We start from the raw sequence: 26,311 nt of genomic DNA on the forward strand, positions 1-26,311 counted from the left end.
GTTTTTACTCTCAGCGTACAACTGTAAGCTAAAATAGTGTTTCAATCTCTTGGCGTCAAGTATTAGACTAGACAATTCGGCTAATTATCATTAAAACTTCATATAAAATTACTCAGGGAGCTGTGGATGTCGGGTGTTAGAGCACAACAGAAACAAAAAACACGACAAGCCTTAATTGAGGCGGCATTTAATCAGCTTAGTGCTGATCATAGTTTTTCTAATTTAAGCTTACGCGAAGTTGCCCGCGAAGCCGGTATTGCCCCCACCTCTTTTTATCGCCACTTTAAAGATATGAACGAGCTAGGTTTAACCATGGTCGACGAAGCAGGCTTAACCCTTCGCCAGCTTATGCGCCAAGCTCGCAGACGTATAGCCAGTGGTGGTAGCGTAATAAATACCTCGGTTGTTACCTTTATGGAGTTTATTGATAACTCAAGCAACCAATTTAGATTACTGCTGCGAGAACGTTCTGGCACCTCAAAAGCCTTTAGAGCCGCCGTAGCGCGTGAGGTAAAACACTTTATTTTAGAGCTTGCGCATTATTTAGAAAGCGAAACCAAGTGCGATTCAATCCATGCTTATATTCAGGCCGAAGCCATGGTAACACTGGTATTTAATGCCGGCGCTGAAGCACTTGATATAGAAGGTCAACAACGCGAAGAACTCATTGAGCGGGTTATTTGGCAGCTGCGTTATATTACCCGCGGTGCAGGTCATTATATTCGTGAAACAAATAATCAGGTTTAGCTTAAAAAATTAGCAATAAGTTAATCTAAGCACGCAAGTTTACTCAACACATTAATTTAAGCTAAAAAGTGTATCTGTGTGATTTATAAAACCTGAATATGCTATTTTTAGGTATATAAATTTCTTCAATGTGGGGTTTTTATTCCTTTGTTTGGAATATTTATGCTTGCACCAACTGCTTTGTAATGTTAAAAATAGGCCTCACTGAACACACACACAAGAAACAAGATGCAAAATATTCGTTTAATTACACTAAAACTTAACCTCTTACTGCTATGGTCAGTGAGCGGGGATTAGTGTGTTTGCATCGAGTTAAACACTAAAAACCCCGCAATTGCGGGGTTTTTTATTATCTCGCGGCTGGGATAAATTGAAATTTGGGTAACAGAGGAATGAGGGGCAGTTATGCAAGACAAAGATAAAGTATGGATTTTTGATACCACCTTACGTGATGGCGAGCAGGCACTTAAAGCAAGCCTTACAGAAGACGATAAAATTCAGCTAGCGCATACTATTAGCCGCTTGAACGTGGATGTGATGGAAGTGGGTTTTCCGGTTTCGAGCCCCGCTGATTTTCGCTCGGTGCAACGTATTGCAACCGAGGTTAAAGGCCCAATTATTTGTGGTTTAGCACGTTCAGTAGCAAAAGACATTGAAGCCTGTGGTGAAGCACTTCGCACAGCACAGCAAAGCCGTATTCATACTTTTATCGCCACAAGCCCTTTGCACCTTGAACACAAATTACGTATGAGCCTAGACGATGCAACGGCCATGGCGGTTAAATCAATTAAATTAGCGCGTAACTACACTGATGATGTTGAGTTTTCGTGTGAAGATGCAGGGCGTACGCCGCACTGGGATTTATGTAAAATTGTTGAGCAGGCAATTAACGCCGGTGCCTCTACTATTAATTTACCTGATACCGTTGGCTTTGTAACGCCAGACGAATACGCCGCAATGATCCGCCATTTAATGAATAACGTGCCGAATATAGATAAAGCGCGTTTAAGTGTACATTGTCATAACGATTTAGGTTTAGCTGTAGCTAACTCGGTAGCCGCGGTACAAGCCGGTGCTCGCCAAATTGAATGTACAATAAATGGTATTGGTGAGCGTGCGGGTAACTGCTCGCTTGAAGAAGTGGCGATGATCATGAAAATGCGCAAAGACCACTTAAACGTACACACCGATATTAAAAGCGAAGAAATTTATCGCGCATCTCGCCAAGTGGCAAAAATATGCAATATGCCGGTACAGCCAAATAAAGCTATTGTGGGCGAAAACGCCTTTGCACATAGCTCGGGCATTCACCAAGATGGCGTATTAAAAGCGCAAAATACTTATGAGATTATGTCGCCAGAAAGCGTCGGTGTGCCAAATAACCAATTAAATATGACCTCGCGTTCGGGCCGTCATGTTATTGAGCACCGCTTAGAAGAGTTAGGTTATCAAAAAGCTGACTACGATATGGACAGCTTATACGAGAGCTTTTTAGCGTTAGCTGATCAAAAAGGTACCGTATACGATTACGACCTTGAAGCCATGATTTACTTTAATCAAATTAACGACAAAGACGAAAAATACCAATTAGAGTTTGTAAACTCAGCGTCTAACTCACAGTCGGTAGCCAGCTCTACCATTGGGATGTTAATTGATGGCGAAGCAAAACAAGAAGCTGCTACAGGTAATGGCCCTGTTGAAGCCTCATTTGCGGCTATTGAGCGCTTAACCGGTATGAGCGTTGAAATGATTGAATACAATTTAGAAGCCACTGGCCAAGGCGCAAGCTCGCTTGGTCAAGTAAACATTATTGCTAAATACGATGGCCGCCCTTATCACGGTGCGGGTATTGCTGCGGATGTGGTAGAGGCGTCGGTACGCGCCATGATCCGTGTTTACAACTTAATTTATCGTGCACAAAAAGTGTCTGATTTAAAACAACAAAGGAAAGCAGGATGAGTAAAACAAACTACAGCGTTGCCGTATTAGCAGGCGACGGTATTGGCCCAGAAGTAATGGCAGCAGCAGAGCAAGTACTTGATGCTGTAAGCAATAAGTTTGGTTTTACCCTGAACCGTCAGCATCATGCTATTGGTGGCGCAGCTATTGACGAATTTGGTGAAGCATTACCACCAAAAACGCTAAGTGCGTGTGAAAACGCCGATGCCATTTTATTTGGCTCAGTAGGTGGCCCAAAATGGGAAAACCTACCACCTAACGAGCAACCTGAGCGTGCATCGCTTTTACCGCTTCGTAAGCACTTTGGTTTGTTTTGTAACTTACGCCCAGCACAGCTTTTACCGGCGCTTAGCGCAGCATCGCCATTACGTGCAGATATTAGCGAAAAAGGCTTTGATATTTTATGTGTACGCGAACTTACTGGCGGCATTTACTTTGGTGAAAAAGGCCGAAGCGGCGAAGGCGCTGAAGAAGCTGCATTTGATACACAAACTTACTCGCGTAAAGAAATTGAACGCATTGCCCGTTTTGCCTTTGAAGCAGCAAAATTACGTAGCAACCATGTAACGTCGGTTGATAAAGCAAACGTGCTTGCATCAAGCGTATTATGGCGTGAAGTAGTTACCGAAGTAAGCAAAGACTACCCAGAAGTCAGCCTAGATTACATATACGTAGATAACGCAGCTATGCAATTAGTTAAACAGCCTAGCCAGTTTGACGTGCTACTTTGCGATAACTTATTTGGTGATATTTTGTCAGATGAGTGTGCAATGATTACAGGCTCAATGGGCTTATTACCATCGGCAAGCTTGAATCAATCGGGCTTTGGTTTGTATGAGCCTGCTGGCGGGTCAGCGCCAGATATTGCCGGTAAAGGGGTTGCAAACCCGATTGCGCAAATTTTAAGTGCTGCACTTATGCTACGTTACTCATTAGGCCAAGACGAAGCTGCGCGCACCATTGAAAAAGCCGTAGCCGAAGCTGTAGAAGCAGGCGTTGGCACGCCAGATATCTACCCACAAGGTGGATACAGCACAAGCGATGTGGCAGCTGCCATCGTTTCACGTATTTAATATATAAATCGCAGCACCGTTATGCTGCGACTTAACAAAGTAGGGAATTAGCAAGTGGCCCAAACGTTATACGACAAAATTTGGCAAGCACATACCGTTGCCAGCATAAACGAGCAAACTGATTTACTTTATATTGACCGTCATTTAGTACACGAGGTGACATCACCACAGGCTTTTGCAGGCCTACGTGAAAAAAACCGTACGGTACGTTGCCCAGAAAAAACCTTTGCAACAATGGATCATAACGTATCGACTAAAAGCCGATCACTTGATGCAGCAAGCGAAGTATCTAAAAACCAGTTAATGGCACTTGATGCTAACTGTAAAGAGTTTGGCATTGTACTTTACGATTTAAACTCAATTAACCAAGGCATAGTGCATGTAATGGGGCCAGAACAAGGTATTACCCTGCCTGGTACTACCATTGTATGTGGTGATAGCCATACTTCTACGCATGGCGCGTTTGGCGCATTAGCGCACGGTATTGGTACTTCTGAGGTTGAGCACGTATTAGCAACGCAAACGCTACAGCAAAAAAAGGCAAAATCGTTAAAAATTCAAATTAATGGTGTGCTTCGCCCAACAGTAACCTCTAAAGATTTAATTATGGCGGTTATTGGTAAGTTAGGTACAGCTGGCGGTACAGGTTATGTTGCTGAATTTTGTGGTGAAGGCATTGAAGCACTTTCAATGGAAGCCCGTATGACGTTATGTAACATGAGTATTGAAATGGGTGCAAAAGCAGGTTTAATAGCACCAGATCAAATTACGTATGATTACTTAAAAGGTCGCCCATTTGCACCTAAAGGCGCTGACTTTGACGCTGCAGTTGAATACTGGGAAACCTTAAAATCAGATGAAGGCGCAGAGTTTGACTTGAGTGTTGAGCTTGAAGCTGACGACATTCAGCCGCAAATTACGTGGGGCACCAGCCCAGAGCAAGTAATTGGCGTTGATGAATGCATACCAGATCCTGACCAAGAACCAGATTTAATTAAAGCCGATGCTATACGCAGCGCACTTAGATACATGGACTTAAAAGCCGGCGATAAATTATCAAGCGCAAAAGTAGATACGGTCTTTATTGGTTCGTGTACTAATAGCCGTATTGAAGATTTACGTGCCGCGGCAAAAATTGTTGAAGGCAAGCAAGTAGTAGCAGGCATTGAGGCACTTATCGTACCGGGCTCTGGCCTTGTTAAAAAGCAAGCCGAAGACGAAGGCTTAGCAGATATTTTTAAAGCGGCAGGTTTTGAGTGGCGCGAGCCGGGCTGTTCAATGTGTTTAGCAATGAACGACGACCGCTTAGAAGCGGGCAAACGCTGTGCATCTACGTCTAACCGTAACTTTGAAGGCCGCCAAGGCCGTGGCGGGCGTACGCACTTAGTAAGCCCAGCAATGGCAGCCGCTGCTGCAATACATGGTCACTTTGTTGATATAAGAGGAGAAGCCTAATGAGCGTATTTTTTAGTGGCTTAATGGCCCCACTTGATAAAAACAATGTAGATACAGACCAAATTATTCCTAAGCAGTTTTTAACATCAACTAGCCGTGATGGTTTTGATGCAGCACTGTTTTACGATTGGCGTTACCTAGAAAACGGCGAACTAAATCCTGATTTTATTTTAAACCGCCCATGCTACCAAGGCGCGCAAATATTATTAACCCGCGACAACTTTGGTTGTGGCTCATCACGCGAGCATGCACCGTGGGCGCTTAAGCAATATGGTTTTGAAGTAATTTTAGCGGAAAGCTTTGCTGATATTTTCTTTAATAACTGTGGCAACAACCAAATGTTAGCCATTGCGCTACCGGCTGATACGCTTGAGCAATTGTTTGTACTTAGTGAGCAACACGACGATATAAACATTCAAATCGATCTTGAAAACCAAACACTAACAAGCGATAAGTTTGCGCCAATTAGTTTTGATATTCGTAAAGACGTAAAAGAGCGTTTATTAAGTGGCTTAGATTTTATTGGTGTGACCGAAACGCTAAATCCACAAATTGATGCGTTTGAAAAACAACTTGCTGCTGAGCGCCCTTGGCAGTAACGAAAAGCTATTAATTACATATGAAAACAAAGCGCGGCTGAGTATAAGCCGCGCTTTTTTTATGTTTAAGTTTTCTAATTATTAATGTCTAAAATCTGCCATTAGCGCAGGTATGCCTGGCAGCATACCAACAATAGCCATAACGGTAGTTAAAATAACAAACATAATGAGCGGAATAACCCAACGGCTCATTTTAGTTAAATTAGCACTGCGCTTTTTACAGCCAATTAAGCCTAAGTTATCAAGCAGCATAGTCAGTGACCAACCAAAAGCAGGGTTAACCAAGCTTGACGCAAATACAACAATAGCGGCCGATTGCGTTGTTTTACCTTCGCGTGTCATTTCCATACCCGCCTCAAGCAGCGGAATAAACACACCTACAATAAGCGCAACACACAGCACAGGTTGCCAAATGGCTAAATCCATTGGGTAGCCCCATAAACCCGCAATAATACAAAATACGGCTGTTAAAATGGCGCCCGCCGGGATAGGGCGTTTAGCAATAGCGGCAGGGACAATGTAAGTCCCCCACGATGAGGTAAAGTTAGCACCACCGGCCAGCGAGCCAAAGGTTTGTCTAACCGATGCGCTTAGCATGGTGTCGTCTATGTTCATTTGAACTTTTTCAGTGCGTTGCGGGTAACTAATTTTTTGAAATACTTGATGCCCTAAAAAATCCGGTGACCACATAGCGACAGCTAATACCGCAAACGGCAGCACAACCACAAAGCTTTCAAGCGTAGGTAAGCCAAGCATCCAGCCTGTGTTCTCGCCCCACCAATAAGCTGGGTTCATATTTGGTAAGCCCGGCGCGGTATTAAATTCAAACGGCGCACCAAGTGCAAATGCAACCACACCGCCAATAAGGCAGCTAAGCGGCACAGCTAACCAGCGCTTTTTGAAGTGCTCAAGTAACGCATACAATAAAATGGTCGCCAAAATAACAATAAATGCAATGTGCGCCATATCAATGGCCTCAGCCCATGCAAACAGCTTTTTAACCTGCGAAATTGTGCCAATAAAGCCTAAATATATAAGTAAGCCCCCGCACACGCCTTTACTCGTTAAGCGTGCCAGCAAGCTCCCTCCTTTGGTTATGGCTAAAATAAAGCCAAAGGCACCAATCAGTAAGCCAAACGCCATAGGGTGGCCACCAGCGGCAACCACAATAGGAATAAGAGGAATAAGTGGCCCATGAGTACCTGCTAAGTTAGCGGTAGGTAAAATAAAGCCCGAAAACAAAATAATAAAAATAGAAACAATCAGTAATTCATAGCGTACGTTTTCTAACACAAACGCATCGCTTAAACCCAGGGGCGCTGCAAATGTAGCGGCAATAGCACCCACCATAACGACTTTACCAATGGTGCCCGCCATGGCAGGAATCGTGTCTTCAAATTCAAAGCGGTAGTCTCTAAATGGTAAATTAGGCCGCCAGCGCTTAGGCTGCATAATTTGCAGCTCGTGCTCTAGGTATTCGTCGCGGGTATTAAACTCTGAACTAGCTTTATGCTTATTTTGATAGCTGTTGGCATCATCTACGTGGGATGCGCTTGTTTTTTCTGGCTCGTTACCCTTTGGGGTTACTGACATAGTCCCTCCTGTTACTCGTTGCTTATTTATTAATACGGCTTTTGTTAAAGCAAATGAATAGTGAACAAGCAGAGTAGATCAGCTTTTACTCAGGAATGTATAGGCAAAAGGTCGTGTATGGCTTTATTTTATGCTAAATCATTGTGTTGGCATTCTTAAATGTAAAGTATATTTTGTTTAAAATCAGTGTGTTGATTTGTTTTTTTATGTGTTCTAATTTGGTGAAACATTGTAAAAACAAGGCTGTTATCCTTTAGTCTAAGTAGTGGTTTATGTATTTTAATTGAACTGAAATAGCGCATCTGCTAGGTTCAATGGTTACTCAAATAATAAGAAATACAATGCAAATTCAATCTCCTAAATCAATTGGTATTTTACTTGGTACGCTTTACGGCATATTTATGCGGCTGTTTGTGGAGCTGCTTGATACTTATAATTTAAGTAGCCTTGTATCTATTTCATTTATGTTTTTAGTGCCCGTTGCAATTGGCTATATTCGTATTCATTTTGAATTTAAAAGCTCAAATACATTAACTAAAAGGCAAATGGTGACAATTGCTTGGCAGCCAATTTTTGTTTTTTTACTTGTAAGCGTTATTACACTGCTTGAAGGCAGTATTTGTGTGGCAATGGCTTTGCCTGCCTTTATGCTCTTTGCAAGTATGGGTGGTTTACTGGCAGGCTTTATTAAAAACCGTCAAACAAAAAACGCTAACAGGCCTTTACTTTCAATAGCTTTGCTTCCTGTATTGCTCTCACCTATTGAGGTAAATTATTTACACTTATCAAAAACGTACGAAGTCACCAACTCTATAGTTATTGAAGCGCCTATAAATCGTGTATGGCAGCAGCTTGCTAATGTAAGCACAATAGAGCCACAAGAATTGCCATTTTCGCTTACCCAATTAATAGGTGTACCTAAACCTTTAGAGGCAAATATGAATGCTACGGGGGTTGGGGCTGTTAGAACGAGTAAATGGCAAAAGGGAGTTAAATTTAAAGAAGTGATTACGGATTGGCAGCCAAATAAACAGATGCTTTATAGATTTGAGATAGACCCTGATGCTATTCCCGATGATGCACTCGATAAACACGTAAAACTAGGCGGCGAATACTTTTCACCTCTTTATGGTGGGTATGCGTTAAGTGAAGATAAAAGCGGCAATACTATTTTAACTTTAAAAACGACTGTGCAAGATAATACAAATTTTGGTGTTTATTCGCGAATATGGGGTGAGGTGATTTTTCAAGACTTCCATTATTCACTTTTAACATTAATGAAAAACAGAGCAGAAAAGCCACTTGTCGCAGCTATTTCCCATTATTAACTTAAACCGCTATGGTATGAAAAAACTATTATAAGAGTACTTTATGAAATTATTAACGGCAGCAACGTTATTACTTGCCTCATCAGCGGCTATCGCGCGTCCTGCGCCTTTGGTATCTATACCAACACACGATGCGTTTTTTAATAATATAGCTGCGCATTGTGGTAAAGCGTTTGAGGGCAAAGTAAGCGTAGATAACGCAAAAGGCCCAAGCTCATTTGAGAATAAAAAACTAATCATGCATGTACGCAAATGTACTGATAGCGAGCTACAAGTACCATTTCATGTGGGAGATGATGCATCGCGTACATGGATCATTACTAAAACGGGCAGTGGTTTGAGCTTAAAGCATGATCATCGCCATGAAGATGGCAGCGACGATGCTTCAACTATGTATGGCGGTCATACCCTTGATGCGGGTTTTGCACAAATGCAGTCTTTCCCAGCCGATCAATACTCTAAAGAGTTATTTGTAGCACAAGGGATAGCGCAGTCGGCAGGTAATACATGGCAAATGTATATTTATCCTGAGGTATTTACGTATCGGTTAATTCGCCAAGGGCGCGAATTTAAGGTGGACTTTGATTTAACTAAACCAATTACTCCACCAGCAGCGCCGTGGGGCTACGAAAAATAAACTATTTTTCTTTTTTCTCGGGTGCGTCACATTGTAGTAAAACGTTTAATGGTGGTTGATAAGCGCGTGGTTTAGTAGGAAAACGTTCGTACTCTTGCACGCCTTCAAGCACTTTTAACATAAAGGTTCTGCCGCGGCATAATCTGTCTGCGTGGCGCAGTAAAAACATACTTTGATTAGCAAAGTGTTTGTAATCGTCTGATTGTATTTCTATTTTATAGTTGTCTTCACCAATTTTGGTTTGGTAGTAATGTACTTTGTTATCAAAGTCGTATGACTTTTCTTTTTCGCCCACTTCTGCAAAGGCGCTCCCTATACCAGAAAAGGCTAGCAATGCAGCGCCAACAACTAAATGCGGTGTGTATAAGCCTTTCATAAAAATGTATCCTTTAATTTGCGAACTTAATACCCATTAATAAAGCATTAAGTGCGATGTATTTAAGTTAAGTCTAACACCCAAAAAGAGAATATGTGATGTTCAAACAAATAAAACAACTGTTTGCCGCTTTTGACGAGCAACAGCCAAGCATAGAGCAGCATGATCTAAAAACAGCGGTTGCTGCGCTGCTTATTGAAGTAATGCGTGCTGATTCTAAGCTCGACCATAATGAACAACACACCCTGACTGTAACCTTAAAAAAATACTTTAATTTAACAGAATCGGAAGTTGATGAGCTCACCAACAATGCCGCTGGTAGCTTAGATGGGGCTATTGATTACTTTCAATTTTCTAAGCAGATTAACGATCACTGCAGTGCGGCGCAGCGCATTGAAATAATTGAGCTATTATGGCGATTGGCGTATGCCGATGGAGAGATAGACCCTCAAGAAGAGTATGTAATACGCAAAGTGGCTGGGCTTTTATATGTAGCGCACACCGATTTTATCGCTGCTAAATTAGCAGCGACACAATCGTAAAAATTAGCTTAATTTACTAGCAACAGAAACGAGCTGCTGCGTTAATACGCTAACTTTTTCTGCTGTGGTAGGGTCGCTAATTTTTCCATCTTCGTCAAATACAGTAAATGCAGATGGGATAGCGAGCTGATCGGCAAGTACTAACGAGCCAATCCCACTTAAAATATCGCGTACATGGTTTAAGCCGCGCAAACCACCCAAACCACCCGGTGATGTAGCAAATAACGCCACTACTTTGTTGCGAAATGCGGGGACTGCGCCTTGCTCAGTTCGCGATGCCCAATCAATTGCATTTTTAAGTGCAGCAGTAATTGAGCCGTTGTACTCTGGGCTTGCTAGTAAAATACCATCAGCATTACGCAGTTTATCTTTTAATAGTTGTGCATCGGTAGGTGTGCCTTGCGCTTCAATGTCTTCGCTAAATAATGGCAAATTTAACTCGGCGAGTGTAATTACTTCCACTTCAGCACCGGTTTGCAGAGCAAAACGAGCTGCTTCGTTAATAAGTTTTTGGTTAAAGCTATCTTTACGCAGGCTACCCGCGAGCGCGATAATTTTTGGTGCTGACATAATTTAGACCTTTTATTGGTTGGGTATGACACTAATGTAGCAAATTTTTGCTTGTAGAAAACCCGAATAAACGCAACACTTATGTGCGTATATGCACATAAGTAGAAGGCGGGTAGCGTGGCAATAAAATTTGACGACTGGCAAGACGTAAAAGTTGCCTTTGAAGTGGCAAGGCTAGGTACTTTGACCGCCGCAGCAGAGGCACTAAGTGTGCACCATAGCACAGTGTTGAGACGCATAAATAACTTAGAGAAAAACTTAAATGTACGGTTGTTTCATCGCCATGCGCGCGGATATAAAGTAACCGAAAGCGGGGCAAAATTATTTGAAACCGCACAAGCAATAGATAACTCACTCGAAGGTTTACATAATGCCATTGCCGCAGCCGATAGTGAGCTCAGAGGGAGCTTGTTACTGACTACCGTAAGTGGTTTTATGGATATGCTAAGCAACGTGTGTGAGCAGTTTCAAACATTGCATCCGCAAGTGCAGCTAGAAGTGATTTTAGAGCAAAAGCGCCTAAGGCTTGACCACGGACAAGCCCATATAGCAATACGTGTAGGCCCTAAACCTGATGAAGGCGACTATATAGCGCAGCACTTAGCTAAGCTATCGGCCGGCCTCTATGCCCACAAACGTTATATTGCTAAACACGGCATGCCAAAAACCTTAGATGACTTAAAGCAGCACAATTTTATATCGGGTATTGCGGGGTTTAATGCGCGTGTACCGTACTTTAGCTGGGTTGATGAGTTTATTCCTCAGTCGCAAATTAAATTAAGAGTATCAGAAACCTCAGAAGCGGCGCGCGCGGTTATTAAAGGCTTAGGCATAGGGGGGTTGCACCAAAGCGCGATAGAAAATAACCCCGACGTAGTGCCTATATTGCACGACAAATTACATTGGGAGTTTGACTCTTGGTTGGTTACTCACCATTTAGTACACCGCACGGCCAAAGTGCAAGCCTTTGCTGCGTTATTAAAAACCTACTTTAGTAACATGCCACACGTTAAATAGTTTTTTTAACCTCAATACCTAAACGCTTAGCAAGGCGTACAAGGTTTGCTCTGTCGAGTTCCAGCACTCTTGCAGTTGCTGCCCAGTTATAATTATGCTGCTTTAGTTGCTCGGTTATAACTGTAAATTGCAAAGATTCAACGGCTTGTTTTAAGGGCTGATGATGGGCAATGTGGGCGGTAGTTGGCGTGCTAACGTGCGCGTTGTTGTTTGGTTGTTGGGCTAAATCGCAGTGCTCGCTTGTAATTGTTATTATTGGGTTTTGCCACTGGCTTTGTTTAGCCTTTAATGCGCTGCGGCTAATAACATGTTCAAGCTCGCGTACATTACCAGGCCAACTGTATTGGTTGAGCAATACTTGCGCTTCAGTGCTTAGCTTTAATTGTTTAATACCTAATTTACGGGCAGTTTGTTCAATAAAATAACCAGCCAGTAAAGTTATGTCGTGCTCGCGTTTATTAAGTGGCGGCACGGTAATAGGGTAAACACTTAGCCGGTGATATAAATCGGCTCTAAAGCGACCTTGTGCTACCTCATGTTTTAAATCACGATTAGTGGCTGCTATTACCCTTACATCCACATATTTTGGCGTGTCTTCACCAACGGTTTGAATTTCACCACTTTGCAACACCCGCAATAATTTGCTTTGCATAGCCAATGGTAGCTCACCAATTTCGTCTAAAAATAACGTGCCACCATCAGCTAGCTGAAACTTACCTTGGCGGGCATTTTGTGCGCCAGTAAATGAGCCTTTGGCGTGGCCAAAAAACTCACTCTCTGCAAGGTTTTCGGGGAGTGAAGCACAATTTAAGTGAATCAGCGGTTGATCTTTTCGGGCAGAATTTAAGTGAATATTACGCGCTACTAGCTCTTTTCCTACGCCCGTTTCTCCTAACACCAATACACTAAAATTAGAGGCCGCTACGAGTTTTATTTCATTTTTAAGCGTTTGCATTACAGGGCTTTGGCCAATAATTTCGCCGCCATCGCGAGTAAGCGCATCACGCGTTAACTCTTGCACAAGGGCGTTTGAATGCTGTGCATGGTGTTTGTAGTGGGCAAGCTCCAGAGCCGTTTTAAAATGTGCACTACACAGCGTTTGTAATGTGCTGAGCGTATCTGCGCTAATACTGCAAAAGGCATTTGCGTTTAAGCTATCGAATGTAAGCACGCCTAGCAAAGTGCCTTTATCGTAAAGGGGTAAACCTAAGCAGGCATGCACAGGAATATCGCCCGTTTTGGCCAGCAGCAGGCCGTCGTATGGGTCGGGCAGGGGGCAGTCGTGTGCAAACTGTAATGCGTGGTTTGCACTACAAATGGCCGCTAATCGAGGGTGCTCTGCTATTTTAAAGCGCCTGCCAAGGCTGTCGGGCATCAGACCTTTGATGGCTAAGGGCTTAAGTTGCTCGCCCTGCACGATAAGTAACGCACTGGCATCGCTAGGTATTACACGTTCAACCGTTGCCAATAATTGATCAAAGCTGTGCTCGTGCAGCGTGCTTTGGGCAAGCTCTAAAGCCACTTGGGTAAGGTTGAATTGTTGATTCATGTCAAAATGACCTATTCGTGTTTTTATGATTGAAATTAGAGTGTGTCATAAAGACTCAATTTGTAAAGTGTTTATATTTAACTTACTGAATATTAATGTTTTATTTTATTGGCACGCTATGTGTAATAGCTAAGTGACGTTAATGGTTACTGAGGTAGTTATGAACACACTTACACTAAATAATGTAAACAACCAGGTTGAGTTAGGCGCATTTTTTAAATCGCTATTATTTACTGCTAATGCAGTATTAGGGCTTAGCGCTATTTGTATGGTTGTGAGCATTTTAATTAGTTACCCGTACGCAGAGTACTTTTCGATGCAGGTACAAATATCAGCGCATATTAGTACGATTGTAGTGGCAGCTATTTTAAAAGTTAGTTATGTGCTGCGTTGTGTTGCGCAACATGGTTTAGGGCAGGAAGTACGCTAATGCGCCCACTAAATTTAACAGAGCCAATGCCAGCGCACATAGCTATTCATCACGTAACAAAATGGCCGTTATGGATGCTTGCTTTTAGACCCTACTTTTTAGCAGGCGGTTTGCTGGCATTTTTATCGATAGGGTATTGGCTACTTATTTTAACGGGCTATGCTAGTTGGCACTTACCCATGCCAGCCACACTTTGGCACGCGCACGAAATGCTATTTGGCTTTGCAGGAGTGGTAGCAGTCGGTTTTTTACTTACGGCGGCACAAACTTGGACGGGCGTTGAAAGTATAAGTGGCAAAGCACTTATGCTGCTTACTTTTGTATGGATAAGTGCTCGTTTAGCGTTTTTTATAAAGCTGGCTGATTTTGCTAATGCTAACTTATGGCTTGTTACTGTGCTACAGCTAGCATGGTGGCTAGGGGCAATTACGGCACTGGCTAATATGCTAATAACAGCACGCAGTAAAAATAATTACCCGTTTTTAGTTATTTCAAGCGTGTTGTGCGCCCTTAATACTCTTTATTTACTCCTTGTTTTAAATAACAACATGCAGCTTGCATTAGCTGTGGTTGACACTGCGGTATTGGTTGTCAGTTTACTGGTCGGCATTGTAGCAGGGCGGGTTATTCCTTTTTTTACAGCTAAAGGCTTAGCGCTTAGCGAGCAAGTACGCACTCCTAAAATTGATAAAGCACTGCTGTATTTATCAATTTTGGCAATTACTTTATTTTTTATCAGTAAATTATTTTTAAGCTCAATTAGCCCTGCATTCATTGTTGCAATAGTGGCTGTGCTTCACTTAATTCGAGCAAAACTTTGGTGGCATGCAAACGTGCTAAAAGTGCCTTTATTATGGTCTTTGCATTTTTCTTATTCTGCTTTAGGTGTTGGCTTAATGATGATTGCACTGAGCTTTTACACAAGCGAAGTACATTTTAAAGATGCGCTCCACCTTATCACTATTGGCACAATAGGGATGATGATTTTAGCCATGATGACCCGTGTATCACTAGGGCATACAGGGCGTACGCTTAATACACCTAAATATATATCTGTTGCTTTTGCGCTTGTGCTGGTGGCAGCTATTACTCGCTCCATACTCCCCTTAATTATTGCGCCACACTTTGCTTGGCAGATCAGTGCCTTGCTGTGGTTAGTGGCTTTTTTGTTATTTTTAATTTACTGCACACCTATATTAACGCGCCGTCGTGTTGATGGGCGCCGTGGTTAGTTTACCTACAGGACTACATTATGTTATCTGATAAAACCATTGAGATTGTTAAAAGCACTGTTCCGTTATTAGCGCAAGCCGGCACGGTTGTGACCGATCATTTTTATAAGCGACTATTTAGCCATAACCCAGAGCTTAAAAATATTTTTAATATGAGCAACCAAAACACTGGGCGCCAGCAATTTGCTTTGTTTAACGCCTTAGCGGCATACGCCCAAAATATTGATAACTTAGCGGTGTTAAAAGAGGCATTAGCGCGCATTAACCATAAACACACCAGTTTAAATATTTTACCAGAGCACTACCCCATTGTTGGTGCTCACTTAATTGGCACCTTAAAAGAGCTAATACCAGAGCAGTTTACGCCGGATGTAGAATACGCTTGGCGTGAAGCATATGCACTGCTTGCTGATATTTGTATTACCGAAGAAGCGGCTTTATATGAGCACAGTAAAAATAAACACGGTGGTTGGGCGGGCACGCGCCAATTTGAAATAACCAACAAGCAAGTTGAATCTGAGCTAGTAACAAGTTTTACACTAACGCCTATAGATGGCAAAGCGGTGATTACCCATAAACCAGGCCAGTATTTAGGGATTAAAGTTAAACCAGCGGGCGCTGAATATGAAGAAATTCGCCAGTATTCTATTTCACAAAAAGCCAATGGTAAAAACTACCGTATTAGCGTTAAAAAAGAGCTACAGCCAAAGCCTGGCATGGTGTCTAATTATTTACACTCACTAGCTCAAGGTGACATAGTTGAACTGTACCCGCCTGCAGGTGATTTCTTTTTACGAAATAGTAAAAACCCAGCGGTACTTATTTCAGCAGGTGTAGGGCAAACCCCAATGCTTGCGATGCTCGAAACGCTATTAAGCGATAACCCTAAGCAAAATATTATGTATTTACATGCGTGCGAAAATACGCAGCAGCACTCATTTGCACACTATTTAAATGAATTAAGTATGGCTTATAACAGCTTGCAAACTATTACGTGGTTTAATCAAAGTAGTGAAGGGGCTGATTTTACAGGGTTAATGGACTTAACTGCCATAAAAACACAGTTACCTCTTACAAATGGCGATTTTTACTTATGTGGCCCCGCTGGGTTTATGGCGTTTGTGAAAAGCCAGTTAATGGCACTCGGTGTTAAAAACGAGCATATTCATTACGAAGTGTTTGGTCCGCATCAAGACTTATAAACCAAGAGAAAAATGATAAAGGCACACAGCATAAATGCTGTGTGCCTTTTTAATAGTATTTTATTGTGCTTTACAGCTTACGTTTTTAAGCTCAATAGACATATCTTTTTTAGGATAATAAAGCACGCACTGCTTGCCGATTATTTGTAAAACAAACTTTTCTGGCTTGATATTATGCGCGCCCATTATGGGCATACCATTTGAGTCTTTACTATTTCCATGGCTTAATAATAGCTCGCTGCGTTTAGTAAAAACGGTATCGGCCAGTGTAACTAGTGTGCCGCCCTTTGCTTTTATAATCGCTTGCTGGAGCGTGGCTATAACGCCTGGGTTTACCTCGGTAAGTAGTGCAGGCTTAGCAGTGGCATTACTCATACTGTTACAGCCTCCAATAAATAATAAGGTTAATATTGCCAGTAGTTTAGCCATTACTTATCCTTATTTAACGTAGGCCAGGTTAAATCCATATTGCCACGGTTAACGTTATTAGGTGCGTTTAAAGGTAATAGCTGCTTGCTATCGCCAGCAGCGCTTTGTACCTGCGTTTTAATACTCGCAGAGGCGGTGCTAACAGGGCACGTGCCGTTATTATCAATATGATAAAGCGCAGTAGAGAGTATCCCTTCGTTTGGATCGCCTAATTGATTATCAAAGTCGTCACTGACTACACAGCCTTTTACATCAGCATCAAACTGTGGTGTAGGCGTTGGCGTAAAGCCTGCTGCATATTCACCAAACCCTTTACTGTTAATACCGCTAAATTGAATGGTGTAATAGGTGGTGCCACAGTTATGTGTTGGGGTAAAACCGTATGGTTTACCGCAGGTTGTGTCGCCAATGAGCACTACCTCGGCGTCAATGCCTTTTAAGCCATTAATAAAGGCTTCTGAGGCTGAACACGTACCCGATGTACTAAGCACATACACCTTAGATAGGTTTAAATCGGGGAGGCTTTCGCCAGTGCTAAAAAAAGTTGAGTAATCAATTTCTTCATCTATAAACGGAAAAGGCGACTCTACCGGTTGTTTATCGTTTTGCTGAGTTTGGTAATAAATACGGTTTTGAATGTTGGCGCTGCCCGCCACCATGTAAGCCAGCTGCGAAGAAAGCGCTAATAAACCGCCTCCGTTATATCTAAAGTCGATAACAAGCTCTTCTACGTTATCGGTTTTAAATTTATTAACGGCAGCAATTAAGCCTTCTTGGGCAATACCTATATGGCTATTAAACTGCATGTACCCTACGCTAGTGCCATTTGCAGTGGTAATGGTTTTTACGTTTTGTACAGGCGTTTGCTCTATGTTGCCGGCAGTTACGTTAAAGGTTTTTTCAGCGCCATTGTTACTGCGCACAACGATGGTGTGCGAGTCGCCATTAGCGGGGCTAAATAAGCCTTCGTTTAAGGTATCTACGCCTGCTTGTGTGCTGGTATTAATGCTTACGCCATCAACTTCAAGTACGGTATCGCCACGTTGAAAACCAATTTGGCTTGCTGGTGAGTCGTCTTCTAGGTAGGCAACACGTAAAATTCTATCAGCTGGGTCGCCAATAAATGCCCAATTTATACCATAGCCTGAGGTTACACCTGATTGCGCTTCTTGAAAGTAGTCCTCAGAAGGCTCTGAAAAATGAAAATTATCTTTTTTAGCACCAGAGTCGGTTAGTTCTTCGGTTTTTAGTTGGGCAAAATAATCGGCCACTGTAGCAAAGTTTTCAGGGTCGTTATCGGCTATTTCATCATACCAAAGGTAGGTTTCGTCGCTCCACGAGCGAAGCCAAAGCTTTTCGTAAAGGGCCGAACCGGCTTGGTCTGGGTAAGGCTCATTATTATTAAACGGATCGTTACCTGTGCGTGGGTTTTCGCAAAAGTTTTTTAACTCCTCCGATGGCTCAAATACACCTGCCGTCCAAGTTGGGGCTGAACTAGCAGGGGGGGTGACGACTGGGTCGGGCGTTTCATTCATGCTGCTACCACCGCCACAGCCCACAAGCGTTAGGCTTGAAAGTGCAGCAATAATAGCGAGTGTTGCTTTATTATTTTTAAACATACAAAACTACTTTTTGTAAATAAGTTGTTTAAAATACTACAACACCCGCTCATTTATTCAACGTATTCGCCCCTAAATTATGTAAATGAGTGTATACACTTAGGTGTGCTACAGCTTACTTGCGTTGCTTTTATCTGCAAATGCTTGTTTTTGCCAGGCATCAAATAGCTTTTGTTGTTTAGCTGATATTTTTAAGCCGTATGTTTTTTGCATATAGGCGTAGGTGTCGGCAATGCGCTTACGGGCGTAAAAAGGAGGCTCTACAACGCGTTGTTTAAAGTTAACCTTTACCTGGCAGCGGCCATATTGGGTGGCGTTTTCGCTAAGCATACCAAAGCGATAGTTAGAGCGATCTGCGTTAATTTCGCCAATAGCAGGGGCTAAATTGTTTATATCGGCTTCCATTTTTCTAAATTTAGCACTGACCTTGCGACAGTTTTTACGACCACCGTTTTGCCAGCATTGTAACTGGTGACCAAATTCCCACGCCGGCACTATATGCTCCCACTCTATACGCAGTGCACGTACATTAACCTTGCCAGAGGAAGTTAACGTATTACGCGGAATATAACCACAGTTGCTAGGATCGGGGATTAGCTTTTTACCTTGTTTTTTAATGTCGCAGCCGCAGTAAAGGCTTTTGGCGTTTTCGGGTAGGGTTTTAATTAAGTGCCTTTTAGCCGTTGAAAAACGGGTAAATTCTTCACTCGATGCAGAAAAACAAATACAACAAGCCACAAAGGCCAAAATAAATTTAAGCATATCCATCACATACGTGAACTACAGGAGGCGCTAGTCTAAAGTTTTGCTGCTAAAAGATAAAGCCTGAACAAATTTTAATCCGCAATGCTTAGTACACTCTATACTGATATAAAAATAGCGAGGAGATGACTATGCTAGGTGCTTTTTCAATAAGTTTAACAGTTAAAGATATTAGAGCCTCAAAAGCGTTTTACGAAAAGTTGGGCTTTAGCGAGTTTGCAGGTGAGATAGAGCAAAACTGGCTAGTGATGAAAAACGGTGAGCATTTAATTGGTTTGTTCTCGGGTATGTTTGATAAAAACATGCTGACCTTCAATCCTGGCTGGGATCAAAACGCACAAACCGTTACAGAGTTTAAGGATGTTGATACGCTTAGCGAATATTTTCAAAACGCTCATATCCAGGTTGAACCTGTGGGTGATAAAAGTTTTATTATTACCGACCCAGACGGCAACCCTATTTTGATTGACCAACACGTGTAAGTTTTTTTAGCCTAACGTTTTGTATTAATAAAATAATACCGCATAAACAAAATAGTACGCTGGTGGCTGCAAAACTGATGAGAAGCGGGTTGTTAAAATCTTCACGCTCGTCGTAATCCATTATGTGTAGCATCCAAAAAAAGTCGAATATGTGCCATAGTGTGCTGCGAACGGTGATAACTTTGCCGTTAATTGCATTTAAATACAGCGTAGTATTAAAGGTGTCGTTAAATTGTACTTGCCACACATTTGTTTTGTATCCCACCTCTCGAGTGCCTTGTTTTAAAAGCGTTGTGCTAATTGGCTTAGCATCGATGAGTAAATGCGCTTGTGCATTAGCGGTAATTTGTATTTTAGTCGGTGGCTGAAAAGGGCGCCCCGTTAAACCATTAAAGCTTTGCTGCTCGCCACTATTAATAACAGTAATAAGCGGGGTCGTTAAAAAGTGCTCAAACACTATTTGCGTGGGGTTAGGCACTTGCGCAGTAATATTATCGAGTGATGTGGGGTAGTCTGCTTGAGTAAATGGGTTTGTAAGTATGCGCTTAGCAAGGTGCTTACCGTGTACGTATTCAAGTGGTATCGCGCTCATTACTAAGCCGCCTAAAAGCCAAGCTAAAATTTGTAAGGCAAGTAAATAGCCTAGCCACTTATGTAGTTTTCGAGCGCGCTTAAATAGTTGTTTTCTCATTTTGTGCTTCTTATTATTTTTAGCGTTAGTGTATTACAGCAGCCCATGCTTTTACTGCGGCATTTTGTCGCAGTTATTCATAAGCTTACTCTAACTTTATAAAAATAATAAAAAGGAGCGGTAAAAAATCAGTGAGGCTGTGTTTAATGCTCACGTAAGGCATTTATTAGCCCTTGTTTGCTCATTTTTGAGCGGCCGCTAATGCCGAGCTCTTTAGCTTTATTGTACAGCTGCTTTTTAGTGCGCTGCTCATACTTTGAGGCTTTGCCGCCTTTAACTGCGGTTTTATGAGTATTGCTATTAGCAATGCGCGCGGCTTTTTGTTTGCTCATGCCTTCATCTCGAAGCGCATCGTACTGATCGTCGTTTTTAATTTGCGGGCCATGATCTGCCATAATTGTCCTCCTGAAGCGTTTAATTACACAGTGTGTGTATAACTTTCATACATAAACGGTAAAATTAAGCGTAACTAGCCTAACCCGTTTTATAAGGCAAATTAGGTGCCAATGGCGTTTAAACAGGTATTTTCTATTAATAAAGCCATGTTTAGCGCTTAGTTGATTTGGTATAAAAGTAAAACTGCGTTAAAGTTTGCGATGAAACTATAAGAGGGTAAAAAGCAGACAATGTCGGAAATTCAATTTTTAAATGTAGATCTAGAGCTTGAGTCTAAACAAGATATTAGTGCCCTAGTGGCAGACTTAAAGAAAAACGCGATGGTTTTGCATTATGACAAAGACGAATATCGTCAATTGGCGCGTATTGAAGCCTCAGGTGATATAACCACGCCAGACAAAGCAATCAACCACTTATGTGAATTAATAGAGTCGTGTTCACGTAATGCGCTTAAGCAGTGGCTAAGCTGTTCGCGCAGAACGTTTGATATAGGCTTTGAGTCGGGCACGTCACCTAAGTGTTTTAACCAAGCTCTACATGCAGATACACTGCTACGTATATCTGCAATTGGCGCTGGTATGGAAATAACGATTTACCCTATCGAAAAGTAGCCATAGTTAATTATTTGCGCTCGACAACCGCTGCGGTCATTTTTGATACGCAGCAAAGCTCGCCGCGGCTATTGGTTATTTTTATTTCCCATACAGAGCTGCGCTTACCAATATGAAATGCACGAGTAACGGCGGTTAAAGTGCCATTTCGAGAGGCCTTTAAGTGGCTGGCGCTAATTTCCTGTCCAACACAATAAAATTTTGTAAAGTCCACTACAAAGTTAGCGGCGTAGCTTGCTACGGTTTCGGCAAGTACCACATTTGCGCCACCGTGTACCATACCAATAGGATTATGATGCTCAGGAATTGCGGGCATGGTAGCCACTAGGTAATCATCTCCTATTTCGGTTATTTCTATGCCCATGGTTTTCATTAGCGTGCCTTGGCCGTTTATTCCCTCATCTAACTGTTTGCAAAGCTCTAATGTGATGGGTTGATGCCAAATACTCATAATTACTCCTTTATATTGAAAGCAAATTTATAGCATTTTAAATACTGAACGTCTGTAATTACCTAAAATTTATCCAGGTGCGGTGTATTTGGCTATTTTAAAGCACAATTTAAATTTGCGATTTTTATTTAACTGTATATACTCACAGTTAAATGTACTGTATGGAAAACCAGTTGTATGCGACCATTAACTAAACGCCAAGCTCAAATACTCGAACTAATAAAAGTTTTTATTAAAGACACTGGTATGCCTCCTACACGTGCCGAAATTGCGCAAACACTCGGTTTTAAAAGTGCCAATGCCGCAGAAGAGCACTTAAAAGCGCTTGCCAAAAAAGGTGTTATTAAAATGAAACCAGGCGCAAGCCGTGGTATTCAATTGGTTGAAGAAGAGGAGCCTGAGCAACTAGGTCTACCATTAATAGGTAGAGTTGCAGCGGGTTCGCCTATTTTGGCGCAAGAACATGTTGAGAGTCACTGTAAAATAGACCCACTTATGTTTAAACCAGCCGCCGACTTTTTACTGCGTGTTAACGGCATGAGTATGAAAGATATAGGTATTATGGATGGCGACTTACTTGCCGTACACCGTACTCAAACTGCAGAAAACGGCCAAGTTGTGGTTGCACGAGTAGATGAAGACGTAACCGTAAAGCGCCTAGAAAAAGCAGGCCGAAAAGTATTATTACACGCCGAAAACGAAGAGTTTACGCCAATTGAAGTAGACCTTGAAAACGAATCTTTTAATATTGAAGGGTTAGCCGTTGGCGTAATAAGAAATGCCGATTGGATGTAATTTTTAACTATTTTTAAGTAATATCTATAAATGCGCACTTTTTAGTGCGCATTTTTGTTTTAAAAACAAACCTTCCACCATCTCAAAGCGCCCTAAAATTATTTAGGCTGTAAACTTTTTTTCACTCATACTTTTATCTTCCTAAGCGTGTTACATCCCTTAATTTTGCTCGTATCTTGGCTGTTAAATAACAATTTAATACGCCGTCATTTAGTCAATTTTAAAATATCACTTGATTGTTTTTTATACTAAAACTTGCTTGTTGTACGTTTTTTAGCTAATCATTAATGTGCTGGACTAACAATAACTCACAGCTTTTTAGTTATGAGAACACACAATATACACAAACCTTTTGTTGTCCTAGCGATACTAATCAAAAATAAGATTGGTTAAAAAATAAAAATAACGAATTGGCGTTTAAGCCGTATGCCTCTTCGCTTTGCATTCGCAATAGCATCAAAGGAGCCGTCACATGGGTAAACTGACCTCTACCTTGTGGCTTGTGTTGATTATGTTCCCGCAGCAAGTGCTGGCTAATAGCCAATACAATATGCGCAAGGGCGTAACCGATATAAGTAATAATGTATATCAGCTACACATGACCATATTTTTAATATGTTGTGTGATTGGGGTGATAGTGTTCGCAATAATGTTTTGGGCACTGATTCATCACCGTAAATCTAAAGGGGCAGTTCCTGCCCAATTTCATGAAAGTACCAAAGTAGAAATTCTTTGGACTGCCATTCCGTTTGTTATTTTAATTGCCATGGCAATCCCTGCCACTAAAACCCTCATTGCGATGGAAGATGCCAGTAAGGCCGATTTAACCATTAAAATTACAGGGTCACAGTGGAAGTGGCATTATGAATACATGGGCGAAGACGTAGAGTTTTACTCTATTTTATCTACCCCTCAAGACGAAATAGCCAACCTTGCTAATAAAAACCCTAATTACTTACTTGAGGTTGATAAACCTTTAGTACTGCCAATTAATCAAAAGGTGCGTTTTTTAATGACCTCTGATGATGTTATTCACTCTTGGTGGGTACCCGATTTTGCCGTTAAAAAAGATGCCAATCCGGGGTTTATCAACGAAACGTGGACCAACATTAACGAAGAAGGTATCTACCGAGGACAGTGTGCAGAGCTGTGCGGTAAAGATCATGGCTTTATGCCCGTGGTGGTTGAAGCTAAATCGCAAGAGGACTTTAACGCATGGCTTGCAGATGCTAAGCAAGCTAAGCAAAAAGCCGCACTTGCTGATGCAGCATTGCTTAATACAACAATTCCTAAAGAAGAGCTAATGACACTAGGTGAGCAAGTGTATATGGCAAGTTGCGCTGCGTGTCATCAACCTACAGGTATGGGCTTACCGGGCGTATTTCCTGCGCTAAAAGGCAGCCCCATTGTTTTGGGTGATATAAAAGATCACATTGATGTAGTGATTCATGGCCGCCCAGGAACTGCAATGCAGGCATTTGCAAAGCAGCTCTCAATTAAACAACTTGCAGCGGTAATTACCTATAAACGTAATGCGTGGGGTAATGAAACGGGTGATGTCATCCAACCTAGTGAAATTCAGGCAGCACTTGATGCGGAGGCGAACTAATGAGTAGCATAGTAGAACAACCTAACGCCAATGACGCTCACCACGGCCATCACCCAGCCAAAGGTTTTAAACGTTGGTTATACACAACAAACCATAAAGATATTGGCAGCATGTACTTAATTTTTTCGCTGACTATGTTTTTAATTGGCGGTGCAATGGCCATGGTTATTCGGGCTGAGTTATTTCAGCCAGGATTACAATTGGTAGACCCACACTTTTTTAACCAAATGACCACAGTACACGGTTTAATTATGGTGTTTGGTGCTGTAATGCCAGCCTTTACGGGACTTGCTAACTGGATGGTACCGCTTATGATTGGCGCGCCAGATATGGCACTGCCCAGAATGAACAACTGGAGCTTTTGGATTTTACCCTTCGCTTTTTTAATTTTATTGGCCTCGTTATTAATGCCTGGAGGCGGCCCCGCATTTGGCTGGACGTTCTATGCGCCGCTTTCAACAACGTACAGTAACGATAACACCGCAATGTTTGTGTTTGCAGTGCACATTATGGGGATTAGCTCAATTATGGGCGCAATAAACGTTATTGTGACCATTGTTAATTTACGTGCCCCAGGCATGACATGGATGAAACTACCATTATTTGTTTGGACATGGCTAATAACCGCATTTTTATTAATTGCTGTTATGCCCGTATTGGCCGGAGCGGTCACTATGGTGCTCACCGATAAATACTTTGGAACCAGCTTTTTTGATGCGGCAGGCGGCGGCGATCCGGTGATGTTTCAGCACATATTTTGGTTTTTTGGCCATCCCGAAGTGTACATCATGATTTTACCCGCCTTTGGTATTATTTCGACCATAGTGCCTACATTCTCACGTAAAAAACTATTTGGTTATGCCTCAATGGTTTACGCAACCTCCTCTATCGCATTACTGAGCTTTATAGTGTGGGCGCATCATATGTTTACGACCGGTATGCCCGTTGCTGGCGAGCTATTTTTTATGTACGCGACCATGCTGATATCGGTGCCTACAGGGGTAAAAGTATTTAACTGGGTAGCCACTATGTGGCGAGGGTCAATAAGTTTTGAAGTGCCTATGCTATTTAGTATTGCCTTTATTGTGCTGTTTACTTTAGGGGGCTTTTCGGGGCTGATGTTGGCTATAACCCCTGCTGATTTTCAGTATCACGATACTTACTTTGTGGTGGCGCACTTTCATTACGTGTTAGTTACGGGGGCAATATTTTCGATTATGGCGGGGGCTTATTATTGGCTGCCTAAGTGGACGGGCAACATGTACAACATTGCCTTGGCTAAGTGGCACTTTTGGTTGTCGCTGGTAAGCGTAAATGTATTGTTTTTCCCTATGCATTTTGTAGGGCTGGCAGGCATGCCGCGCCGTATTCCCGATTACGCCCTGCAGTTTGCTGATTTTAACGCAATCATAAGCATAGGTGGGTTTGCCTTTGGTTTATCGCAGTTACTCTTTGTGGCGGTGGTAATTAAATGTGCCAGAGGGGGCGATAAAGTCCCTGCAAAAGTATGGGATGGTGCTGAAGGTTTAGAGTGGGAAGTGGACTCTCCTGCGCCGTATCATACTTTTTCTACGCCGCCGGAAATTAAATAATGACACATGCACCGCTATTAAAGCGCCTAATTCTTATTTGTATAGGTATGTTTGCTTTTGCATTTGCCTTAGTGCCCTTATATGACGTGTTTTGCGACATAACTGGGCTTAATGGCAAGCCGTCGCTTGAGCAAGCTAAACAAAGTACACAGGTTGCACAAAATCGAGAAATAGGTGTGAGCTTTACAACCCATGCGCAAAGTGGTGCGCCGTTTATTGTTAAATCTAAAGAATACAGTGTTGATGTGAAACCAGGTGCCATGCGAGAGGTAATGTTTAGCGCAAAAAACACCAGTGATATTGATAAAGTAATGCAAGCGGTACCTTCTGTATCGCCCGGAAAGGCAGCCAAGTACTTACATAAAATAGCGTGCTTTTGCTTTGATCAACAACCGCTAAAAGCGGGTGAAGAGCTTGAGTTTAAGCTGCTTTTTTATGTTGATACTGCACTGCCGAGCGATGTAGAAGAGCTAACTTTATCGTACACCGTATTTGATATTAGTGAGCAGCTAGTAGCAAGTAATAACTAGCCTGCATGTCTAGTGTAAAACTAGGAGCAAGTAAC

General features: G+C 42.1%; 27 protein-coding genes and 1 pseudogene. 18 read left to right on the top strand and 10 right to left on the bottom strand.

Annotated features, from left to right (window positions below):
* Positions 1 to 126: 126 nt before the first annotated feature.
* The 5 genes from fabR (at position 127) to leuD (ending at position 5,833) form a co-directional block, all read left to right on the top strand.
* Entirely contained in the window at positions 127 to 747 is a 621-nt protein-coding gene (gene fabR / locus MTN96_RS24835) for an HTH-type transcriptional repressor FabR (protein ID WP_004589390.1), read from the top strand.
* A gap of 405 nt (positions 748 to 1,152) precedes the next feature.
* A complete protein-coding gene (leuA, locus tag MTN96_RS24840; protein ID WP_004589389.1) occupies positions 1,153 to 2,706 on the top strand; it encodes a 2-isopropylmalate synthase in 1,554 nt (517 codons plus the stop codon).
* Positions 2,703 to 3,779 (top strand): 3-isopropylmalate dehydrogenase, encoded by a 1,077-nt coding sequence (gene leuB, locus MTN96_RS24845; protein WP_004589388.1) that lies wholly within the window; start codon positions 2,703 to 2,705, stop codon positions 3,777 to 3,779. Before leuA ends, leuB begins: the two co-directional genes overlap by 4 nt.
* Positions 3,780 to 3,833: 54 nt before the next feature.
* Positions 3,834 to 5,234, top strand: a complete 1,401-nt coding sequence (leuC, locus tag MTN96_RS24850) for a 3-isopropylmalate dehydratase large subunit (protein ID WP_024033932.1) — start codon at positions 3,834 to 3,836, stop codon at positions 5,232 to 5,234.
* Positions 5,234 to 5,833 carry a 3-isopropylmalate dehydratase small subunit gene (gene leuD / locus MTN96_RS24855; RefSeq protein WP_248532990.1) on the top strand — a complete coding sequence of 200 codons (600 nt, stop codon included), beginning with the start codon at positions 5,234 to 5,236 and terminating at the stop codon, positions 5,831 to 5,833. The genes leuC and leuD overlap by 1 nt, the downstream gene beginning before the upstream one ends.
* Positions 5,834 to 5,914: 81 nt before the next feature.
* Here the strand turns inward: leuD and MTN96_RS24860 are convergent, their stop codons facing one another.
* Positions 5,915 to 7,426 carry a DUF3360 family protein gene (locus MTN96_RS24860; RefSeq protein WP_248532993.1) on the bottom strand — a complete coding sequence of 504 codons (1,512 nt, stop codon included), beginning with the start codon at positions 7,424 to 7,426 and terminating at the stop codon, positions 5,915 to 5,917.
* 341 nt (positions 7,427 to 7,767) lie between these two features.
* On the opposite strand from MTN96_RS24860, the gene MTN96_RS24865 reads away from it, so the two are divergent.
* Complete coding sequence (locus tag MTN96_RS24865) at positions 7,768 to 8,754, top strand: hypothetical protein (RefSeq protein WP_096042464.1); 987 nt, start codon at positions 7,768 to 7,770, stop codon at positions 8,752 to 8,754.
* Between the two features lie 43 nt (positions 8,755 to 8,797).
* A complete protein-coding gene (locus MTN96_RS24870; protein WP_029773333.1) occupies positions 8,798 to 9,391 on the top strand; it encodes a hypothetical protein in 594 nt (197 codons plus the stop codon).
* 1 nt (position 9,392) lies between these two features.
* Here the strand turns inward: MTN96_RS24870 and MTN96_RS24875 are convergent, their stop codons facing one another.
* Positions 9,393 to 9,767 carry a hypothetical protein gene (locus tag MTN96_RS24875; RefSeq protein WP_004589382.1) on the bottom strand — a complete coding sequence of 125 codons (375 nt, stop codon included), beginning with the start codon at positions 9,765 to 9,767 and terminating at the stop codon, positions 9,393 to 9,395.
* Between the two features lie 98 nt (positions 9,768 to 9,865).
* Between MTN96_RS24875 and MTN96_RS24880 the strand changes: the two genes are divergently transcribed.
* Positions 9,866 to 10,309 (top strand): TerB family tellurite resistance protein, encoded by a 444-nt coding sequence (locus MTN96_RS24880; RefSeq protein WP_024033928.1) that lies wholly within the window; start codon positions 9,866 to 9,868, stop codon positions 10,307 to 10,309.
* Between the two features lie 3 nt (positions 10,310 to 10,312).
* On the opposite strand, the gene MTN96_RS24885 is transcribed toward MTN96_RS24880, so the two are convergent.
* Positions 10,313 to 10,879, bottom strand: a complete 567-nt coding sequence (locus MTN96_RS24885; RefSeq protein ID WP_029773331.1) for an NADPH-dependent FMN reductase — start codon at positions 10,877 to 10,879, stop codon at positions 10,313 to 10,315.
* A 117-nt stretch (positions 10,880 to 10,996) separates the two neighbouring features.
* Here MTN96_RS24885 and MTN96_RS24890 point away from each other — a divergent pair, with 117 nt between their 5' ends.
* Entirely contained in the window at positions 10,997 to 11,896 is a 900-nt protein-coding gene (locus MTN96_RS24890) for a LysR family transcriptional regulator (protein WP_004589379.1), read from the top strand.
* On the opposite strand, the gene norR is transcribed toward MTN96_RS24890, so the two are convergent.
* On the bottom strand, positions 11,889 to 13,445 hold the full coding sequence (gene norR / locus MTN96_RS24895; protein ID WP_248532995.1) for a nitric oxide reductase transcriptional regulator NorR: 1,557 nt from the start codon (positions 13,443 to 13,445) through the stop codon (positions 11,889 to 11,891). The genes MTN96_RS24890 and norR overlap by 8 nt on opposite strands.
* 160 nt (positions 13,446 to 13,605) lie before the next feature.
* Here norR and MTN96_RS24900 point away from each other — a divergent pair, with 160 nt between their 5' ends.
* The 3 genes and pseudogenes from MTN96_RS24900 to hmpA form a co-directional block, all read left to right on the top strand.
* Complete coding sequence (locus MTN96_RS24900) at positions 13,606 to 13,875, top strand: hypothetical protein (RefSeq protein ID WP_248532997.1); 270 nt, start codon at positions 13,606 to 13,608, stop codon at positions 13,873 to 13,875.
* The gene (locus MTN96_RS24905; RefSeq protein WP_248532999.1) at positions 13,875 to 15,107 is read left to right on the top strand and encodes an NnrS family protein; all 1,233 of its coding nucleotides are present in this window, start codon (positions 13,875 to 13,877) and stop codon (positions 15,105 to 15,107) included. Before MTN96_RS24900 ends, MTN96_RS24905 begins: the two co-directional genes overlap by 1 nt.
* 11 nt (positions 15,108 to 15,118) lie before the next feature.
* Positions 15,119 to 16,309 (top strand): annotated as a pseudogene (gene hmpA / locus MTN96_RS24910) (NO-inducible flavohemoprotein); the annotation flags it as partial.
* A 60-nt stretch (positions 16,310 to 16,369) separates the two neighbouring features.
* On the opposite strand, the gene MTN96_RS24915 reads toward hmpA, so the two are convergent.
* The 3 genes from MTN96_RS24915 to MTN96_RS24925 all read right to left on the bottom strand — a co-directional run bounded on the left by MTN96_RS24915 (position 16,370) and on the right by MTN96_RS24925 (position 19,125).
* On the bottom strand, positions 16,370 to 16,738 hold the full coding sequence (locus tag MTN96_RS24915; protein WP_004589374.1) for a hypothetical protein: 369 nt from the start codon (positions 16,736 to 16,738) through the stop codon (positions 16,370 to 16,372).
* Positions 16,738 to 18,357: a S41 family peptidase gene (locus MTN96_RS24920; protein WP_248533003.1), complete on the bottom strand. Its 1,620-nt coding sequence runs from the start codon at positions 18,355 to 18,357 to the stop codon at positions 16,738 to 16,740. The genes MTN96_RS24915 and MTN96_RS24920 overlap by 1 nt, the downstream gene beginning before the upstream one ends.
* 108 nt (positions 18,358 to 18,465) lie before the next feature.
* Entirely contained in the window at positions 18,466 to 19,125 is a 660-nt protein-coding gene (locus MTN96_RS24925) for an endonuclease (RefSeq protein WP_248533005.1), read from the bottom strand.
* A 125-nt stretch (positions 19,126 to 19,250) separates the two neighbouring features.
* On the opposite strand from MTN96_RS24925, the gene MTN96_RS24930 reads away from it, so the two are divergent.
* Positions 19,251 to 19,601, top strand: coding sequence for a VOC family protein (locus tag MTN96_RS24930; RefSeq protein ID WP_138579339.1), 351 nt, complete (start codon positions 19,251 to 19,253; stop codon positions 19,599 to 19,601).
* On the opposite strand, the gene MTN96_RS24935 is transcribed toward MTN96_RS24930, so the two are convergent.
* The gene (locus MTN96_RS24935) at positions 19,576 to 20,292 is read right to left on the bottom strand and encodes a hypothetical protein (RefSeq protein WP_126008532.1); all 717 of its coding nucleotides are present in this window, start codon (positions 20,290 to 20,292) and stop codon (positions 19,576 to 19,578) included. The genes MTN96_RS24930 and MTN96_RS24935 overlap by 26 nt on opposite strands.
* 143 nt (positions 20,293 to 20,435) lie before the next feature.
* On the bottom strand, positions 20,436 to 20,687 hold the full coding sequence (locus tag MTN96_RS24940) for a Rho termination factor N-terminal domain-containing protein (RefSeq protein ID WP_241232283.1): 252 nt from the start codon (positions 20,685 to 20,687) through the stop codon (positions 20,436 to 20,438).
* A 231-nt stretch (positions 20,688 to 20,918) separates the two neighbouring features.
* On the opposite strand from MTN96_RS24940, the gene MTN96_RS24945 reads away from it, so the two are divergent.
* The gene (locus MTN96_RS24945; protein WP_004589368.1) at positions 20,919 to 21,299 is read left to right on the top strand and encodes a hypothetical protein; all 381 of its coding nucleotides are present in this window, start codon (positions 20,919 to 20,921) and stop codon (positions 21,297 to 21,299) included.
* A 10-nt stretch (positions 21,300 to 21,309) separates the two neighbouring features.
* On the opposite strand, the gene MTN96_RS24950 is transcribed toward MTN96_RS24945, so the two are convergent.
* A complete protein-coding gene (locus tag MTN96_RS24950) occupies positions 21,310 to 21,750 on the bottom strand; it encodes a PaaI family thioesterase (RefSeq protein ID WP_004589367.1) in 441 nt (146 codons plus the stop codon).
* A gap of 177 nt (positions 21,751 to 21,927) precedes the next feature.
* Between MTN96_RS24950 and lexA the strand changes: the two genes are divergently transcribed.
* The 4 genes from lexA to MTN96_RS24970 all read left to right on the top strand — a co-directional run bounded on the left by lexA (position 21,928) and on the right by MTN96_RS24970 (position 26,276).
* Positions 21,928 to 22,545, top strand: coding sequence for a transcriptional repressor LexA (gene lexA / locus MTN96_RS24955; protein ID WP_004588213.1), 618 nt, complete (start codon positions 21,928 to 21,930; stop codon positions 22,543 to 22,545).
* A 472-nt stretch (positions 22,546 to 23,017) separates the two neighbouring features.
* Positions 23,018 to 24,154, top strand: coding sequence for a cytochrome c oxidase subunit II (coxB, locus tag MTN96_RS24960; protein ID WP_248533007.1), 1,137 nt, complete (start codon positions 23,018 to 23,020; stop codon positions 24,152 to 24,154).
* A complete protein-coding gene (ctaD, locus tag MTN96_RS24965; protein ID WP_004588215.1) occupies positions 24,154 to 25,746 on the top strand; it encodes a cytochrome c oxidase subunit I in 1,593 nt (530 codons plus the stop codon). The genes coxB and ctaD overlap by 1 nt, the downstream gene beginning before the upstream one ends.
* Positions 25,746 to 26,276 (top strand): cytochrome c oxidase assembly protein, encoded by a 531-nt coding sequence (locus MTN96_RS24970; protein WP_004588216.1) that lies wholly within the window; start codon positions 25,746 to 25,748, stop codon positions 26,274 to 26,276. The genes ctaD and MTN96_RS24970 overlap by 1 nt, the downstream gene beginning before the upstream one ends.
* Positions 26,277 to 26,311 lie beyond the last annotated feature (35 nt).

The sequence above is a fragment of the Pseudoalteromonas sp. 2CM28B genome (assembly GCF_023161935.1).

What these genes read in the sequence shown, in the direction of transcription:
- MTN96_RS24945 (WP_004589368.1), top strand. Translation starts at nt 20,919, where the DNA reads ATGTCGGAAATTCAATTTTTAAATGTAGATCTAGAGCTTGAGTCTAAA.
- MTN96_RS24940 (WP_241232283.1), bottom strand. Translation starts at nt 20,687, where the DNA reads ATGGCAGATCATGGCCCGCAAATTAAAAACGACGATCAGTACGATGCG.
- MTN96_RS24860 (WP_248532993.1), bottom strand. Translation starts at nt 7,426, where the DNA reads ATGTCAGTAACCCCAAAGGGTAACGAGCCAGAAAAAACAAGCGCATCC.
- MTN96_RS24870 (WP_029773333.1), top strand. Translation starts at nt 8,798, where the DNA reads ATGAAATTATTAACGGCAGCAACGTTATTACTTGCCTCATCAGCGGCT.
- MTN96_RS24880 (WP_024033928.1), top strand. Translation starts at nt 9,866, where the DNA reads ATGTTCAAACAAATAAAACAACTGTTTGCCGCTTTTGACGAGCAACAG.
- MTN96_RS24865 (WP_096042464.1), top strand. Translation starts at nt 7,768, where the DNA reads ATGCAAATTCAATCTCCTAAATCAATTGGTATTTTACTTGGTACGCTT.
- MTN96_RS24930 (WP_138579339.1), top strand. Translation starts at nt 19,251, where the DNA reads ATGCTAGGTGCTTTTTCAATAAGTTTAACAGTTAAAGATATTAGAGCC.
- leuD (WP_248532990.1), top strand. Translation starts at nt 5,234, where the DNA reads ATGAGCGTATTTTTTAGTGGCTTAATGGCCCCACTTGATAAAAACAAT.
- MTN96_RS24970 (WP_004588216.1), top strand. Translation starts at nt 25,746, where the DNA reads ATGACACATGCACCGCTATTAAAGCGCCTAATTCTTATTTGTATAGGT.
- MTN96_RS24920 (WP_248533003.1), bottom strand. Translation starts at nt 18,357, where the DNA reads ATGTTTAAAAATAATAAAGCAACACTCGCTATTATTGCTGCACTTTCA.
- leuA (WP_004589389.1), top strand. Translation starts at nt 1,153, where the DNA reads ATGCAAGACAAAGATAAAGTATGGATTTTTGATACCACCTTACGTGAT.
- MTN96_RS24925 (WP_248533005.1), bottom strand. Translation starts at nt 19,125, where the DNA reads ATGGATATGCTTAAATTTATTTTGGCCTTTGTGGCTTGTTGTATTTGT.
- leuB (WP_004589388.1), top strand. Translation starts at nt 2,703, where the DNA reads ATGAGTAAAACAAACTACAGCGTTGCCGTATTAGCAGGCGACGGTATT.
- coxB (WP_248533007.1), top strand. Translation starts at nt 23,018, where the DNA reads ATGGGTAAACTGACCTCTACCTTGTGGCTTGTGTTGATTATGTTCCCG.
- lexA (WP_004588213.1), top strand. Translation starts at nt 21,928, where the DNA reads ATGCGACCATTAACTAAACGCCAAGCTCAAATACTCGAACTAATAAAA.
- MTN96_RS24875 (WP_004589382.1), bottom strand. Translation starts at nt 9,767, where the DNA reads ATGAAAGGCTTATACACACCGCATTTAGTTGTTGGCGCTGCATTGCTA.
- ctaD (WP_004588215.1), top strand. Translation starts at nt 24,154, where the DNA reads ATGAGTAGCATAGTAGAACAACCTAACGCCAATGACGCTCACCACGGC.
- MTN96_RS24900 (WP_248532997.1), top strand. Translation starts at nt 13,606, where the DNA reads ATGAACACACTTACACTAAATAATGTAAACAACCAGGTTGAGTTAGGC.
- fabR (WP_004589390.1), top strand. Translation starts at nt 127, where the DNA reads ATGTCGGGTGTTAGAGCACAACAGAAACAAAAAACACGACAAGCCTTA.
- MTN96_RS24935 (WP_126008532.1), bottom strand. Translation starts at nt 20,292, where the DNA reads ATGAGAAAACAACTATTTAAGCGCGCTCGAAAACTACATAAGTGGCTA.
- MTN96_RS24915 (WP_004589374.1), bottom strand. Translation starts at nt 16,738, where the DNA reads ATGGCTAAACTACTGGCAATATTAACCTTATTATTTATTGGAGGCTGT.
- MTN96_RS24905 (WP_248532999.1), top strand. Translation starts at nt 13,875, where the DNA reads ATGCGCCCACTAAATTTAACAGAGCCAATGCCAGCGCACATAGCTATT.
- MTN96_RS24950 (WP_004589367.1), bottom strand. Translation starts at nt 21,750, where the DNA reads ATGAGTATTTGGCATCAACCCATCACATTAGAGCTTTGCAAACAGTTA.
- norR (WP_248532995.1), bottom strand. Translation starts at nt 13,445, where the DNA reads ATGAATCAACAATTCAACCTTACCCAAGTGGCTTTAGAGCTTGCCCAA.
- MTN96_RS24885 (WP_029773331.1), bottom strand. Translation starts at nt 10,879, where the DNA reads ATGTCAGCACCAAAAATTATCGCGCTCGCGGGTAGCCTGCGTAAAGAT.